The 15,449-nt window shown below is 39.5% G+C and carries 15 protein-coding genes; 6 read left to right on the top strand and 9 right to left on the bottom strand.

Annotated features, from left to right (window positions below):
- Window positions 1-45: 45 nt before the first annotated feature.
- The 9 genes from pcp to AKA01nite_RS04485 all read right to left on the bottom strand — a co-directional run bounded on the left by pcp (window position 46) and on the right by AKA01nite_RS04485 (window position 8,599).
- The gene (gene pcp, locus AKA01nite_RS04525) at window positions 46-693 is read right to left on the bottom strand and encodes a pyroglutamyl-peptidase I (protein WP_146924128.1); all 648 of its coding nucleotides are present in this window, start codon (window positions 691-693) and stop codon (window positions 46-48) included.
- Window positions 694-713: 20 nt separating this feature from the next.
- Window positions 714-1,637: a DUF979 domain-containing protein gene (locus AKA01nite_RS04520; RefSeq protein ID WP_146924127.1), complete on the bottom strand. Its 924-nt coding sequence runs from the start codon at window positions 1,635-1,637 to the stop codon at window positions 714-716.
- Complete coding sequence (locus tag AKA01nite_RS04515) at window positions 1,637-2,332, bottom strand: DUF969 domain-containing protein (protein ID WP_146924126.1); 696 nt, start codon at window positions 2,330-2,332, stop codon at window positions 1,637-1,639. The genes AKA01nite_RS04520 and AKA01nite_RS04515 overlap by 1 nt, the downstream gene beginning before the upstream one ends.
- A gap of 225 nt (window positions 2,333-2,557) precedes the next feature.
- Window positions 2,558-2,767, bottom strand: a complete 210-nt coding sequence (locus AKA01nite_RS04510) for a heavy-metal-associated domain-containing protein (RefSeq protein WP_146924125.1) — start codon at window positions 2,765-2,767, stop codon at window positions 2,558-2,560.
- A gap of 33 nt (window positions 2,768-2,800) precedes the next feature.
- A complete protein-coding gene (locus AKA01nite_RS04505) occupies window positions 2,801-3,229 on the bottom strand; it encodes a CopY/TcrY family copper transport repressor (protein ID WP_146924124.1) in 429 nt (142 codons plus the stop codon).
- Between the two features lie 224 nt (window positions 3,230-3,453).
- Window positions 3,454-4,152 carry a cysteate racemase gene (gene cuyB, locus AKA01nite_RS04500; protein ID WP_146924123.1) on the bottom strand — a complete coding sequence of 233 codons (699 nt, stop codon included), beginning with the start codon at window positions 4,150-4,152 and terminating at the stop codon, window positions 3,454-3,456.
- A gap of 101 nt (window positions 4,153-4,253) precedes the next feature.
- Window positions 4,254-5,705: a UDP-N-acetylmuramoyl-L-alanyl-D-glutamate--2,6-diaminopimelate ligase gene (locus AKA01nite_RS04495; protein ID WP_186805092.1), complete on the bottom strand. Its 1,452-nt coding sequence runs from the start codon at window positions 5,703-5,705 to the stop codon at window positions 4,254-4,256.
- Window positions 5,706-5,786: 81 nt separating this feature from the next.
- Window positions 5,787-7,352 (bottom strand): Mur ligase family protein, encoded by a 1,566-nt coding sequence (locus tag AKA01nite_RS04490; protein WP_146924121.1) that lies wholly within the window; start codon window positions 7,350-7,352, stop codon window positions 5,787-5,789.
- 53 nt (window positions 7,353-7,405) lie between these two features.
- Window positions 7,406-8,599 (bottom strand): carboxylate--amine ligase, encoded by a 1,194-nt coding sequence (locus tag AKA01nite_RS04485; RefSeq protein ID WP_146924120.1) that lies wholly within the window; start codon window positions 8,597-8,599, stop codon window positions 7,406-7,408.
- Between the two features lie 655 nt (window positions 8,600-9,254).
- Between AKA01nite_RS04485 and AKA01nite_RS04480 the strand changes: the two genes are divergently transcribed.
- From AKA01nite_RS04480 to proB, 6 genes are all read left to right on the top strand, one after another.
- Window positions 9,255-10,628, top strand: coding sequence for an MATE family efflux transporter (locus AKA01nite_RS04480; protein WP_146924119.1), 1,374 nt, complete (start codon window positions 9,255-9,257; stop codon window positions 10,626-10,628).
- Window positions 10,629-11,337: 709 nt separating this feature from the next.
- Window positions 11,338-11,706: a GntR family transcriptional regulator gene (locus AKA01nite_RS04475; RefSeq protein WP_146924118.1), complete on the top strand. Its 369-nt coding sequence runs from the start codon at window positions 11,338-11,340 to the stop codon at window positions 11,704-11,706.
- 8 nt (window positions 11,707-11,714) lie between these two features.
- Entirely contained in the window at window positions 11,715-12,404 is a 690-nt protein-coding gene (locus AKA01nite_RS04470) for an ATP-binding cassette domain-containing protein (protein WP_146924117.1), read from the top strand.
- Window positions 12,401-13,249 (top strand): hypothetical protein, encoded by an 849-nt coding sequence (locus AKA01nite_RS04465; protein WP_146924116.1) that lies wholly within the window; start codon window positions 12,401-12,403, stop codon window positions 13,247-13,249. The genes AKA01nite_RS04470 and AKA01nite_RS04465 overlap by 4 nt, the downstream gene beginning before the upstream one ends.
- Before the next feature lie 18 nt (window positions 13,250-13,267).
- On the top strand, window positions 13,268-14,470 hold the full coding sequence (locus tag AKA01nite_RS04460) for a hypothetical protein (protein WP_146924115.1): 1,203 nt from the start codon (window positions 13,268-13,270) through the stop codon (window positions 14,468-14,470).
- Between the two features lie 148 nt (window positions 14,471-14,618).
- On the top strand, window positions 14,619-15,431 hold the full coding sequence (gene proB, locus AKA01nite_RS04455) for a glutamate 5-kinase (RefSeq protein WP_146924114.1): 813 nt from the start codon (window positions 14,619-14,621) through the stop codon (window positions 15,429-15,431).
- Window positions 15,432-15,449 lie beyond the last annotated feature (18 nt).

Here is a 15,449-nt window from a genome sequence, read left to right as displayed (position 1 = left end):
AAAGGCAGCACGAGACTGTCGGCTGCCTTTTTACTCTATCATGGATCAGTGGATAGCGCCACCGATTTCCTTGATATCCTCTTTTCCGTCCCGTTCCACGATTGCTTCGATTCCTGCTTCAAGTCCACGAGCAATATCTGAAAGGTTCATCGAAGGCTGATTTGGCTTATCGATCACCTGTTCAGGAATAAATGGGCAATGGATAAAACCGCCTGTTTTTTGGGGATATTTTTTATCGATCATATATAAAATCTGATACATAATATGATTGCATACAAACGTACCCGCAGAGTTAGAGACGCTGGAAGGAACTTTAGCTTCTTTCATTTTCTCCACCATTGACTTGATGGGCAGCGTGCTGAAATAGGCTGATGGTCCGTCTTCTTTGATTTTTACGTCAATAGGCTGCTTTTGTTCGTTGTCGGGTATACGCGCATCATCAACATTGATTGCGACACGCTCTGGCGTCACACCATAGCGTCCACCCGCTTGACCGATACAGAGAATGACATCTGGGTCCACTTCTTTTACCTTTTCCTCAAGAACTTCTGCAGCCTTATGAAAGACTGTGGGTATTTCAAGTTTTACAATTTCTGCACCTTTGATCGAATCAGGTAGCAGTTTGACTGCCTCATAGGCTGGATTGATTTTTTCTCCTCCGAATGGATCAAATCCACTGATTAAAATTTTCATCATACTCTTCCTTTCTTTTTTTAAAATGCCCAAAAATACATAAGGGCGATGTGTACTATAATCATTAAAAGTGCATAGGGCAGCTGCTCTTTAATGACACCGTTTGGATTCTTCATTTCAAGTAAGGCAACAGGCAGTGCATTGAAGTTTGCAGCCATCGGTGTCATCAATGTTCCACAGTATCCTGCTGTCATAGCCAATGTTCCTGCGATGACTGGATCAGCACCTTGAGCGATGACAAAAGGCACACCAATACCTGCAGTGATGACGGTAAAGGCAGCAAAAGCATTACCCATGATCATTGTGAAAACAACCATCCCCAAAACATAAGCTATTACACCTATTAGCTGATTGCCCTCAGGAACGACTGTTGAGATCATGCCGGCGATAACATCTCCTACACCAGCAGCTGTAAAGATCACACCTAAAGCGGCTAACAGTTGAGGGAGTATCCCAACGGTTCCTACCTGTCTCACCATACGGTCCCCTTCATGAAGGGCAACTTTTCCATCAGATTTTGTTATAAACATTGCGATTAGGACCGAGAGGACGGCTGCTACCCCAATACCGACTTGTCCTCCCAGTGGTGTGAACTGTGCGATAATGATTGCTATAGAAGCCAGGGAAACGACAGGGATAAAAATCTTGTTGCCTAAGCGTTTACTCCTCTCCTCTGCTTTTTCTTCAGAAACCTGATTTATCGGTCCTATTTTCACTTGATTGAATAAAGTCAAAATGCCCATCCCTACAACCATCACACCTGAAACAAAAGGCGGGATAAATCTTCCGATTGAAAAGGTAGCTGCAAGAAGAAACCAGAAAACAGCTGTCTGGAGTCGCGTAGGATGTTTTGGATCTAATAAGACATTTACCCCAGTATGTGCCATTAGTAAACCTGTTAATATAAAGAAAAACTCAAGAAAGTTGTTATTGAATGCTTCCATTATTTTTCTCCCTCCTTACCTGACGTTGTTTTGGAATTTCCTCTTAATTTTTTATCGAATAATATATTGGAAACAATGACGATGATTAAGGCTATGAAGGCAATCGGCAGTGAAGCTTGAGCAATGTTTACTGCAGAAACATCATACCCCAGTGATTTCAGCGTGCCGGCAATAAGCAGGACCCCTGAGGCCGCTACAAACGTGTTTTGTGCGAAAAAATTACCTAAATTTTCCATAGCAGCAGAACGCGCTTTTATTTTCTCTTGAGTCCCTTCGTCTTCTTCCCCAAATTTACTCTCAGCAGATGCCTGTGCCATCGGTTCAATCAATGGTCTCACGAATTGTGTATGACCTTGAATACGTATTGAGAAAAAGCCAGCCAATTCTCTAATGAACATGTACAGCGATAAAAACCTTCCTGTTGTTAATCCTTTGATTCCTTCAATCAGACGCGTAGCCTGCTGACGTAAACCAGACCGCTCACTTAATCCGATCATAGGCAAAGTCAGGAAAAAAAGCGTAACAAGTCGATTAGACACAAAGGCTTCGCCTAATAATGTCAAAAATTCAAATAATGACAAGCCTGAAACTAAAGCTGTAGCTAAACCTGCCAGTATAACTACCGCTATTGTATCAATTTTAAAAATGAAACCAAGTAATATAATCAAAATTCCTACCAGTTTGATATATTCCATTCTATCTCCTCCTCTTTATCCCCCTATTATAATATAGTTGTAAGTATTATTACAATATCATTAGAGGTATCTATCAAAGAAAACGTTTTAGATAAGAATAACATTTATTCGATTTTTTAGAACCATCTGTCTGATAATAAATCATACTATAAGTACCTTTTTTTAATCGTGCGATAAACTAAAAAGGACACCACTCAGTTCATATGAGCCATGTCCTTTTTTATATTATTTGAAAGCTTTAACTGTATAACTTGTGTCACTTAAAGCCTGATTTATTTGATTTTCGTCTAGTTCTTTTACTGATTCTATGTCTGCTTGTTTTTCATTTAAGTTTATCGCAACATCTGTTACGCCATCAATGGTTTCTAATGCTGATTTAACTGTATTTGCACAGCCATTACAGCTCATGCCTTCAATTCTTTCCTGATAGTTCATTTTCGAACTCTCCTTTTTATAACGTCAGTTGGCTTAATGAGCACAGTCGCACTGACCTGGTGTACACTCGCACACAACTTCTTCTGGTGCCGTTTCTTTTTTCTTTTTGATTATTATTTCCAGCTGTTCCAATTCGCTTTTACTTAATGTTCTTTTTTCTAAAATCGTTTCTATACTGTCACTGATTTTTGTATTACATATTTGGTTAAGCAAGTCCTCAATCGATTCATCCATACTTTCCTTTTCCGTAACGAGTGGGCTGTATTCGAACTTTCTACCTCGCTTTTCTGTGGAAAGCATCCCTTTTTTGACGAGTCGCCCAATCAGTGTTTTTGTAGTTGCCAGTTTCCATTCTTTTTTTTCCTTCAAGATTTCGTTTACTTCTTTTCCCGAGATCGGATAATTCGTCCAGATCACACGCATAATTTCCCATTCTGAAGGAGATATCTGATTTTCCTGCATATTTTCTACTCCTTTAATTTATAATGGTTTTTCCTCTTTATATAAGTTTACATCTGTAATCAATAAAAGTCAATAAAAACCTGCTCTTTCGCTTTGATTAATGAGAAGAACAGGTTTAATTGAAGGAGTCTTACTGTTGTATTTATTACTGAGTTAAATTATGCAGTTATTTCGTTTAAAAAAGACGTTAAATTGTTCATACAAACTAGCAGGACATGCCTGTTCTAATGCGTCAAGTATATTGCTGCTACACGCATCGGATCAATAAATGGGACGGACATATCTCTTGGTGTCAGGACTAGTTCAACTTCAGTACACCCACCGATGATCAAGTCACATTGTTCTTCTTTGATCAATCGCTCAGCAGCTTCAAGCAGCAGCTTTTTTGGTCCATCTCCTGTATTTCCCTGCTTTATCCCGTCATTTCCATAGATTGCCTGCATGACTTTTTCTTTTTGTTCTACTTCGTTTGGATAACGTATTTCTTTACCCTCCAGATAGCGTTGGAAAAGACCTGTTTCTTTTGTTGCAGTGGTCGACAACACACCAATTTTTTCTGCATGCGGATACGTTTTTTGTATATAACTATCCAGGCCTTTAAGTACGTGGTGGATCGGTATAGCGACTTCATTCTGAATAGCTTCATAAAAGTAATGAGCTGTGATACACGGCATGACTGCTACTGTGGCTCCGGCGTTTTCCAAATTCTTTGCTGTTTTAATCATTTCTGAAACGGGAGAAGGTCCATTATAAAGTATAGCCTCTGTCCGGTCAGGTATTTTAGGATTACTGTCAATGATCGTGCGGTAATGATCCTGATCATTTTCGACTTTTGTTTCTTTAATAATCTTCATATAAAAACTTGCTGTTGCTTCTGGGCCCATTCCTCCTAGTATCCCAATAACTCGCTCGTTTTTGTTCATGCTGGCCCTCCTCTTTGGTTATTTATGTTTTATACTGATTTTACTCTATTTTGTTTTTATGGTTAACCATTTTATTCGTATACGCTAAAAGTAGTAAATGTTTATATGTTTGCCGTTTTTATAGAGAGTAGTTCAAAGGTCTCTTTGTCTGAAGTGGACGACAGTTCGAACGCCTGCTGGTAATTTTCATGACCTTTCCCTGACACAACAATAAGTGTCTTTTGTGACGCAGTATTGACCGTTTTTTCAATGGCGCGAGTCCGATCCAGTATGACTTTTATAGTCGCTTCACTATATCTTTGCTGTTGTTTTTCGTATTCAGCTTTCATAATATCAACACTCACGCCGTTCAGATCGTCTAGAGTCAGTATCGTTTCATCACAGTATGATCTGGAAATATCGACCATTTTATCTCTTTTTGTGCTGTCTCGCTGACCTCTGAATCCGAATATATGAATGATCCTGTAATCACCATGCGATTCTCTGATCGTTGTAAAAAGAGCCTGTAATGCTTCCGTCGTATGGGCGTAATCGACGATACCATATACTTTGTTAGAGAGATCATACGTTTCGAATCGTCCAGGCAGTGGACCGATACCTCTCATGATATTGGATATACCAGATAAATCATGCTGCATATCATTTAAAACCGTCAATCCCAGTGCCAAGTTTGCTAAATTATATTTACCGGGTAAAGGAAGTTCGATCTCATAAGTATTATTCTCCATCACACAAACGCCATGGCCATTATTTTTCATATGATACACGACATTCTGGTCATCTTCTCCTACTGTAATTACGCGTTTGTCTTCCTCCCGCAACAGTTTCGACAAGCGTCTACCCCACTCATCCACTTCATTGACTACAGCTGTTCCAGATACTTTAAGTAAAGAGAACAGTTCTTTTTTTGCTTGAAAGTAGTCTTCCATGGACTGATGGTAATCCAGATGATCATGCTGTAAATTAGTGAACAAGGCGTAATCAAAGCTCATTCCTTCCATACGGTATTGTGATAACCCCTGGGAAGAAACCTCAATAACAGCAACTTGATCATCTGATTCAGCTAATGATTTTTGAATCATCAACGAGCTTGGTGTGGTCGTTTGGCTTTTTGTCTCCTCACCGTTTATTTCATTGAAAACAGTACCGAAAAATGAAACACTATAGCCTTTTCTCTTTAGCAGATGTCTGAGAAATAACCCTGTCGTAGTTTTTCTATTTGTTCCAGTAACACCAATGACTACTTTGTTTTTTGAAGGATAACCATAAAAGCTTGCAGCCAGTTGTCCCAGTATTTTCCTTGAATTTTCTACTTTTATATAGGGTCTATTTATCTTATTGATCGATTGCTGGCCGATGACTACAGCAGCGCCTTTTTCGACAGCTTCTTTGATATAATCATGGCCATCCACCGAGAATCCTTCTACTGCAACAAAGACATATCCTTCTCCAACTTCTCTAGAATTGTCTGTGATTCCTTTGATTTCCTTTTTATCCGGAAAAAAAGGATTATTTAACTCTGATATATTACGTATCAGTTTTTTCCATTTCACTATAAAATCTCCTTATTCATGACTCATCTGCTTAATATTTTCAGTATATTCATCACCTGTTGCTTTCTTATATTCCTAAGATTATTCATTGTCCAAGAACGATTCATCAATACCCGCTACACGTTCGCCTAGTGGTTTTAAGACCTCTTTTGCATTCAAGTCCGGACGCTTTTGTACAAGCTGATTCAAAATATATTTTGCCCCAAAATCCATTCCCTGCGCGCCGCCAATCAAAATAACATCGCCTGTTTCTACTTGTTCCAGACTTGATTCAAGCGCATCGGGCATTTCCTTGTGCAATTCTATTTCCACTCCGACTTTATCCATCTCTTCTCTAAATGCAGCCATTTCTTCCGGTAAGACATCATCTTTATCGATGACATGTGACTCGCTCAAAGAAACGATGACTTTTTTTATACCTAAATCAGGGACCCATTTGGCAAGTGTTTGAGCATTCTCCCGATTCGTTGTGACACCGCGGTTGCCTCTGATCGCATAAACGATGTGTAATTTTTTATAATCCATCTTTGTCAATGTTTCCAGAGTGACTTCGATATTTCCGGCATTGGCAAAATGATCATCGACGATTTTGAAATCATTCTCATATATAAACTGAAAACGACGTTCAACACCCTTGAAACTTTCGATTCCAGATTGAATCGTTTCGGTATCCACACCACTGATCAAACCTATAGTGATTGCAGCCATTGAGTTATATACAGAGTGATAACCTGCAACAGACAAGCTGATTTCAAAGCTGGTTTTCTCCACTGTATTACCGTTGATCGTTTTGAATGGCTTATTTATTTCGACTGTGAAATTTCCACGTCCAGTAGACAGATCGACATCTTTACATTGTAGATGTCCTGAGGTGTCTTCGATACCATAAGTAACGACAGAGGCCTCCGTTTCTTCGATAAGCGATCGAGAATACGAATCATCAAGATTCAGTACAGCAAACTGATCCGGTCTGGCTTTTTTGATCAGACTCGCTTTTGCATTGTAATACTCTTCAAAGGATCCATGCAGATCGATATGTTCTCTGCTGATATTGTTAAGAGCCACTATATCAAAAGCAACGTTGCCTACTCTAGAGAGTTCGAGTGCCGAAGAAGACACTTCCATCGTCACATGAGAAACGTTTTCTTCACGCATTTTATCAAAATAACCGTGTAAGTCCAGAGATTCCGGCGTGGTCAAAACACTAGGAACAAGCGTATCGCCAAATTTGACCATGACTGTACCAAGAAGGCCAGTTTTCAGCTTATGGGCTTCCAGGATAGCGTTGGTCATAAAAGATGTGGATGTTTTCCCATTTGTCGCAGTGATTCCTATGATCGTCAAAGCTTTGGATGGATGATCATAATATTCATCTGCAATAGCAGCAAGTGCTTTACGGGTGTCTTCCACTTTGAATTGAGGTGTGCTGACGTCTGGTATAAACTCTTCGACCACAAGAGCAACCGCACCATTGTTAACAGCGTCCTGGGCATACTGGTGTCCATCTGTTTGATACCCTCTGATACACACGAATAAAGACGCATCTTCTGCGTCTTCTGAATGATACGCAATGGTTTTTATTTCAACATCTTTGTTGTTTTTAACTTCCAATACTTCTGTTGATTTTAATAGTTTAGATAATTGCATACGTTTGGTTCCCCTCTTTTAAAATCTTCCATTGATAAATGAAATTTCATTTTTTATCTTTTGATTAGTCTATTCCGAATTTTATCTGCTAAACCGCCAATGTAGTAAAGTCCGGGCTTGGGGTCATTCATTGCCCAAATCGATCCGACTCTTTTTTCGGTATAAGTTTTCAAAATGTTTTTCCAACTGAGTTGACCTGATTTTAAATAAGCTCGAGAAGCATGCAGATCTTCATACATATAATGAAAAGCCAGGTCAGTAGTCTCTTTCAGACTGTTTTGTCCTATTTCTTGTCCTGTCAATTCTCTATACGCGAGCAGTGGCATATTAAAGCCCAGTTCTGTCAGCATTTGATTGAAGTTCGTAGTACGTACATTGATCTCAATTAAATAATAGTCGCCTGTTTGTTCATCTTTCTTGAACTCTATTTCAGCGAATCCCTTGTAGCCGATTGCTTCAAGAAAGGGAGCCCCGATCTCATGAAGTTCTGGAACATATTTTTGTTTAATATAAACAGACGCCCCAAAATTTATCGGATACTGGCGTTCTTTTTGAGCTGTCAGCCAGTGGGTCACTTTGGAGTTCTGATCTAAATATGCATCAAAGGTATACATATGATCATCAAACCCCTGAACCAGTTGCTGGACGACGACCTCGATGCCTGCTTCTTCTGTCTTTTTCAACCCTTCTTCCAGTTCCTTACGGTTCGTCACTTTGAAAAGTTTTTTTCTGAAGGTCGATACAAAACTTGAAGAATCAGATGGCTTAATAATACATGGGTAGCCTAATTCCTGTTCAACTTCCTGGACGATATCAGGCCGGTTTTTGATTTGAATCGTTTTTGGCACCAGGATACCATGGTGTTGGGCCAGAACGTACAATTTATCTTTATCGATCAAATCACTCCAGAATCCTTGTTCTGTCTGATTGATCAAGAAAAATTCTTTCAACTCATCTAAATACTTATCGATAAATAACACGTATGGATCCGCCGTAGGATACAATACCGGCTTATGATCCTGATTTTTCGCATAGCTGATGAGAAAGTCTTTCAACTTATCAGGTTCTTTGCTGTAATGGGGTCCGATCAGTTTTTCAGTTACATACTTGGAGTGCCTGGCATAAGCCCCCTCTTCCTGATAGTCTAAAACTGCTACAGGTATACCGTGTTTACCCAAACTGCGTATGATACTTAATCCAATGTAGTAATTATTCCCCAGTACGACCGCTTTATGTTTCGTTTCCATTCATTCACTCACTCTCTCTTTAGCGTCGCTTATCTTCTTTTGCAACTTCAGTATTTATAGTTTTAGCATACATCAACCTTAGAATTTCTAATTATCACGTAACTAGAATGATCAAAAAAGTTGATCGAAGCATGCTTTTTTACTTGACTATTCACTTTTCTATTATACCGTATTTTCATTACTTATTCTTTACATAAATCAGTTTCTTCTCTGCACTTTTACTTTTACAACAGGTTTAATTTGTTTTTCTTTTCAATAGTCATTCTCTATTTTAAATACTTTAATCGGTAATGTCTACAATCCCGTCTTTACTTTAAGAATACGCTTTTTTTACATTTGAGAATGCGCAGCTGGGGACGCTGACTTTCCTTGGTAGATAAAATTAGCCTATCTAGTTTTAATCATATTCTCATTTTTCATAATTTGTTTACATTTTCAAAAATATCCTGTTATATCAACGAATGGCTCTATTCATGAAATGAAAACGGATAAATATGATTTGATTATTTTTATTCACAAAACCGTCACTTTCACTTGGCGAATTCACTTGCAATAAATTTAAATGTGCCTATACTAGTCCAAAGACTTAAGTATTGAAACTTAATGAAAACACGTCTTAAAAGACATGAACAAGGATTAACGGAGGATTTTATTTATGAATCAAGACATGACAAAAGGTAGTCCCTTAAAACTTATTTTATTATTTGCTTTTCCATTAGTGATCGGAAATATATTACAACAAATGTATCAAATGGCCGATACCTATATCGTCAGCCAGACCCTGGGCGTCAATGCCTTTGCAGCAGTGGGTTCGACACACAGCATCAACACGCTGGTCTTGGGATTGGCTATCGGGTTGACATCCGGCTTATCTGTCATCACTGCCCAGCGGTTCGGGAAAAAGGATGAGAAAGCTATTCGTGAGAACCTTGCAGCAAGTGTGATGATCGCCGGTTCAGTCAGTGTTTTACTGACGCTTTTCGCTGTTTTATTCAGAAGAAGCATTCTGGAATTCATGAATACGCCACATGAACTCGTCGGTTTTGCGAACGATTATTTGACCATGATGTTTATGGGGCTCAGTGGTATCGTATTGTTTAATCTGGTTTCCAATCTGCTTCGTGCCGTTGGAAATACAAAAGCACCGCTCGTTTTTCTAGCCATCGCTTCAGTATTGAATGTTGTTTTGGACTTAGTCTTCATTCTAGTCTTCAATATGGGAGTTGCGGGTGCCGGCTTAGCTACAGTCATTGCACAGTTTATATCTGGTTTGATCGGGCTCGTCTACATCAAGCGCAGCGTCCCCCTTTTCAGAATTCATAAAGAAGACTGGGCTGCAGGTTTTAAACAAATCAAGGAACATTCAGCTATTGCTTTTCCCATGGGCTTTCAAACTTCTCTCATTGCAATCGGTATGATCGTTGTCAGTATGACACTGAATACTTTAGGACCTGAAGCTGTTGCGGCAACCACTGCTGCTCAGAAAATCGATTCTTTAGCTACGAAGCCGATCATGGCTATCGGAGTGACTATGGCAACTTTCACCGCTCAAAATTATGGTGCTGAAAAAATCGAACGTATTTGGGAAGGTGTCAAAAAAGTATTGAAGATCATGACTGTTTACAGTATCGTCATGGGCCTTCTCCTCATTTTCTTTGGGCAATATTTCGCGCTGCTTTTTGTGAGTCCTGAAAATACTGAAATTTTAGAATTGACACGCTTATACTTTATTACCAATTCAGCTTTTTATGTATTGCTATCGTCTCTGATCATTCACCGTTATACGCTGCAGGGACTCGGGAAAAGTACTGCTCCAACGCTTGCCGGTCTGTTCGAACTTTTCGGCCGTGTCGGCGCTGTCCTGCTCCTGTCAAAATCTCTAGGTTTTGTTGGGGTCGGCTTATCCAATCCTATCGCCTGGATCGGCGCATTGATTCCGCTTCTAGGATCGTACTATTCGTTGAAACGCCAGTTGACTGGTAAAAAAATATTCAATCCCTTTAGAAAACTAGCTAATGTTATAAAATAATGAAATGTACTCACCCAACTGTCAACTATCAAGTAGGCAGTTGGGGTTTTTTTGAATATTTTTATTCTAATAGGCTTATATTATTCTTTCATTAACTCACTCTGCGTCTGATTGCTTTTGAGTTGGGGGATACAGTGCTTACGTCACCCTACTCAGCTTCTGGTCACTCCTGAGTCGGAGGATATAATGCCTTCTTCAGTTCTCTCAACTACTATTAACCCTTGAGTTAGGGGATGTGATGCCTGCTTCAGCCCACTTAGCCTCTGGGCGCTCTTGAGTCGGGCGATGTGATGCCTGCTTCAGTTGACTCATCTGCTGTTACACTTGAGTTAGGGGATATGTCACTTATATCAGCCCACTCATCCTCTGGGCGCTCTTGAGTCGGGCGATATACCACCTGTTTCAACTTAACCAGTAAGAGGTGGCTGTATTTCTGTCAAACTAACCCCACCTGGCTATGCCACAGTAATATACAAGAACATCAGTAGTGTTTTCTTTTGATATATAGGGCTATTCAATAAGGGCTTGATCAGGCTGCGGCCTGATCATTCATTTTTGAAGATCATTTTTGTGTTGACAGATAAACTGTATTAAGTATATAATACATCAAAGAGGTGTACTAAGTGAGTAATACACATCTTTTTGCTCTATGTGTACTAAGTGAGTAATACACTTTAGCTTAATCAAATTTCAGAAAGGACTGAACCGTTTGAGCGTATCCTTTAATAAAAGAGATCCGATTTATCTGCAAGTCATACAGCATCTTAAACGACTGATCGTTTCGGGGAAATTACGTCCCGGTGAAGAAATGCCTTCACGAAGACAGCTGGCCAATGATTTTAAAATAAACCCAAACACTGTTCAGCGGGCATACAGCGAAATGGAGGAACAAAGATTGATTTATACAGAACCTAATCGTCCGAGCCATATTACAGAAGATCCTGCCGTGCTGAATCAGTTGAAAAATGAATGGCTCAACAAGGCGATGGCTACTTTTGTTTCAGCTATCGAGCCTCTGGATATTTCTTTGGATGAGCTGGTTCCTCTGCTCGAAGAAAAATTACAAAAAAGAAAGTAGGATGACGAATGATCGAACTGAGAGATGTACAAAAAAGTTACGGACGCAAAAAAGTCCTCGACGGCATTACTTTTACGGCCAATAAAGGGGATATCACCTGTCTCGTGGGAGTCAACGGCGTAGGAAAAACAACGATTTTAAATGCGATAATGAATCTGACACCTATCAAAAAAGGCGATATCCTGATCGATGGAGAAAAAATGACGACCGAACTGTACAATAAGGTAGCCTTCATCCCAGATGTGGCGATCATGCTGCCGGGGATGACTGTAGGAGAAACTATGGATTTTATGAAGGATTATTATGACACTTGGAATGGCAAACGTGCCAAGGATATCGTCCGGTTCTTCAGATTGAACACAACAGACAAGCTGTCGGAATTATCTAAAGGGAATCAGGCCAAAGTGAACTTGCTGATGGGACTGGCTTTAGATGTGGATTACGTCTTGATGGATGAACCTTTTTCGGGAATCGACATATTTACCCGCGAACAAATAACAGAAGTGTTCAGCAGTCGTTTAGTGGAAGACCGCGGCGTACTGATCACGACTCATGAAATCGTAGATATCGAACATCTTATCGACAAGGTGGTCCTACTTGACAACGGCAGGATCTATAAAGAGTTCAACGCTGAAGAAATGCGTGAAACAGAAGGAAAATCCGTCGTTGATGTCATGAGGGAGGTTTATAACGGATGAAGAAATCATTAAATGCTCTACTGAAACTTACTAGTTTTGAACTGGATCGCTTATCTAAATTTCTATTTACTCTGATGGGATTAACTCTGGTAATCAATCTGGCTGGCTATATCTACACACCAATGAGACATATGAATAAGATCAACCAATTTATGACAGAAAATTCTGCAACAGCAGAAGAAGCTCTTCAAACATTTGGACGTTTCTCCTTTTATAACGCGCTGAACAGTTTCTGGATAGTCGGACCCATCGTTATAGGTATCACCGGCATGCTCTTTTACTCAGTGTTTATCTGGTATAGAGAATGGTTTGGAAAGAACACATTCGCATACCGTTTACTCATGCTGCCCGTGTCCAGAATGACTCTATTCTTTTCCAAGTTTATCGTGATATTCATCGGTATATTCACGCTAATTTCCATCCAGATGGTCTCTTTATTTGTAGGCTATCCCATCGTTTCAGCCATAATCAGCGATACCTATGCAAGTGGTTTAAGTTTGATGGAGGCAATCCATGCGCATCCACTGTTCCTGTTTCTTTTCCCGCTGCAGCCGAGCTACTTTATGGTCATCATCACTGCAGGTGCCGTAATGCTTTTGGTGCTGTTCACCATTATTCTTATAGAGCGAAGCTTTTCTGTTCGAGGTATTTTTATTGGTATAGGATACGCTGCACTTTCCTTGGCCATCGTTCTTTTCCCTCTATTTCTGCCTAATTTACTGAAAAACAACTATCTGTTTTATAGTTCAGAACTTCTGATCATTGAACTGATTCTGATGACGGTCGTAGGTATTTGTTCACTCTTTGTGAGCCGGTACTTGATAAACAACAAAATCACTGTATAGAAAGGAAGGATGGAAATCATGAGCAAATATATTAAATTATCAAGCATTATTCTTTTTATTGCTGTCATCATGACTGGCTTTGGAATTTATAAAATCCAAGCAAAGACTCCCCAGCCGGACATGAAAATCGTTACCGCAGAAGGCATGCCAAAGTATATAGGACCTATAGAGTTATATGGTTTTGTTGCAGATTCTAATGGCGGCTTCAATTATCCAACGGTTGAATTAGATAATGGCAACTTTACTTATTTAGAAGAAAGATCATTCTTAAAACGGTTGGATTTTAACTATAATCCTATGATCGATGAATTGATTATAAATTACCGTTCGTTTATGCGCGGAAAAAGTCCTCAACCCAAGCAATTTGCCGAAACAGCACAACATGTTGTATATGTCGGATCAGAAAGCGACGTCCACTGGAGCACATCTCTTTCAAATCAGATGACTATCTCTGTATTGGACAAAGAAACCAAAGAAGAAAAGACATTCTCAGTTAAACTAGAAGATAGCTCTTCTTACAATGATATAAGGGCTGTTTACACTGACTACCCGAGCTTGACTCTTCTTGTCAGTACAGACGCTAATTCGGATAGTATACAGACGCATGCTTATACTTTCGATTTAGAAAATCCAAAAGACACCTTAACTGAGGCAACCAATCTAACTAAGGAGATTGGAACAAATGACTATCTATATGTTGGAGAGACCTACGACAAGACCGAACGGTATGTCACTTTGCAAACAGCAAAAGAAAATATAGATTCCATGTATGGTTACTCTGAAGAAATCACCGGCTATTATGCCTATGACACTATGACACAGGAAGTTATTAAGCTGGATGGTTTTGACGAAGGTACACGCTTATTCACAGATAACGATACACTTTACGTCGGTCAAAAAACGAACAGTGGAATCGAACTTTATGAATTAAATCAGGATGATCAAAAGAAAACGCTGCTTGGAGAAATCACTTTATCTATACCTGATGCACAAGAAGAAATGTCCTATTATGGCACTTTCAATCAAAATATGTCGATTTTGAATGGGAAACTATACGCTTATGGCTATACTGAAGATGGCAGTAAACCAGCACTTCAAATTAGCGACATAAATACTCAAGATGCGCTTTTCAAAGGAACGATCGAGTTGAAGGACGCTAAAAAGAATGATTCCACGAGTGTTGATATTATTGAATATCGATTAAATCCTTTAATCGATTAACGTTTTGCCCTTCTCTTACACTTTTGAGAGGGGCTTTTTTTATGAGTATTATATCTCCCTATTCTGGTAATAAGTAATATAACTTGTTATAATGTGGAAAGTTATCAAGCGATTACGATTTAACTATATAAAGAAAGAATGATTGAATATGACTAATGAAACAAGAAATAAAATCAGAGAAAGTAAACGTATCGTCATAAAAGTCGGTACCAGCACGATCATGTACCCAAACGGTGCAATCAATCTCAAACAGATGGAAAAATTGTCCTTCGTATTGAGTGATTTGAAGAACCAGGGCAAAGAGGTGATCCTGGTATCATCCGGAGCTATAGGAGTGGGCTTGTCGCGGATGAATCTGACTGAACGTCCAGTAACGATCCCTGAACAGCAGGCCATTGCAGCCATTGGCCAAACGGAGCTCATGCGTTTGTACAGCAAGTTCTTTTTCCATTACGGTCACCAGATCGGACAAGTTCTTTTAACGAAAGATGTGACTGATTTTCCAGTCAGCCGGAAGAACACCGTAAACACCTTTGAACAGCTCCTTTACAAGCATATCGTTCCGATCGTCAACGAAAATGATACCGTATCTGTGGAAGAACTCGACCATCTGACGCGCTTTGGCGACAACGATACCCTGTCTGCTATCGTTTTGGAGCTGACGGAAGCTGATCTTTTGATCATGCTTTCTGATATCGACGGCTTTTATGATAAAAACCCGATGGAGTATCAAGACGCAGAGCGCTTTGACATTATTCATGACATTACGGATGATATTTTAGATCTGGCTCAAGACTCAACGACCAAGTTCGGTACAGGGGGTATGATCACTAAACTGAATGCCGCACAAATCGTTCTAGAAGCCAGAAAGCGTATGGTGCTGGCAAATGGATCAGATATCAGTATATTATTTGATGTTTTGAAAGGTAAAGATGTGGGAACATTATTCTCTACAGAATAAATGAGAGGAGAAGGATCG

Source organism: Alkalibacterium kapii (assembly GCF_007988865.1).
GTDB lineage: Bacteria > Bacillota > Bacilli > Lactobacillales > Carnobacteriaceae_A > Alkalibacterium > Alkalibacterium kapii.
Note: the sequence above shows the minus strand (reverse complement) of the source record. Positions and strands in the feature narration are given on the sequence as shown.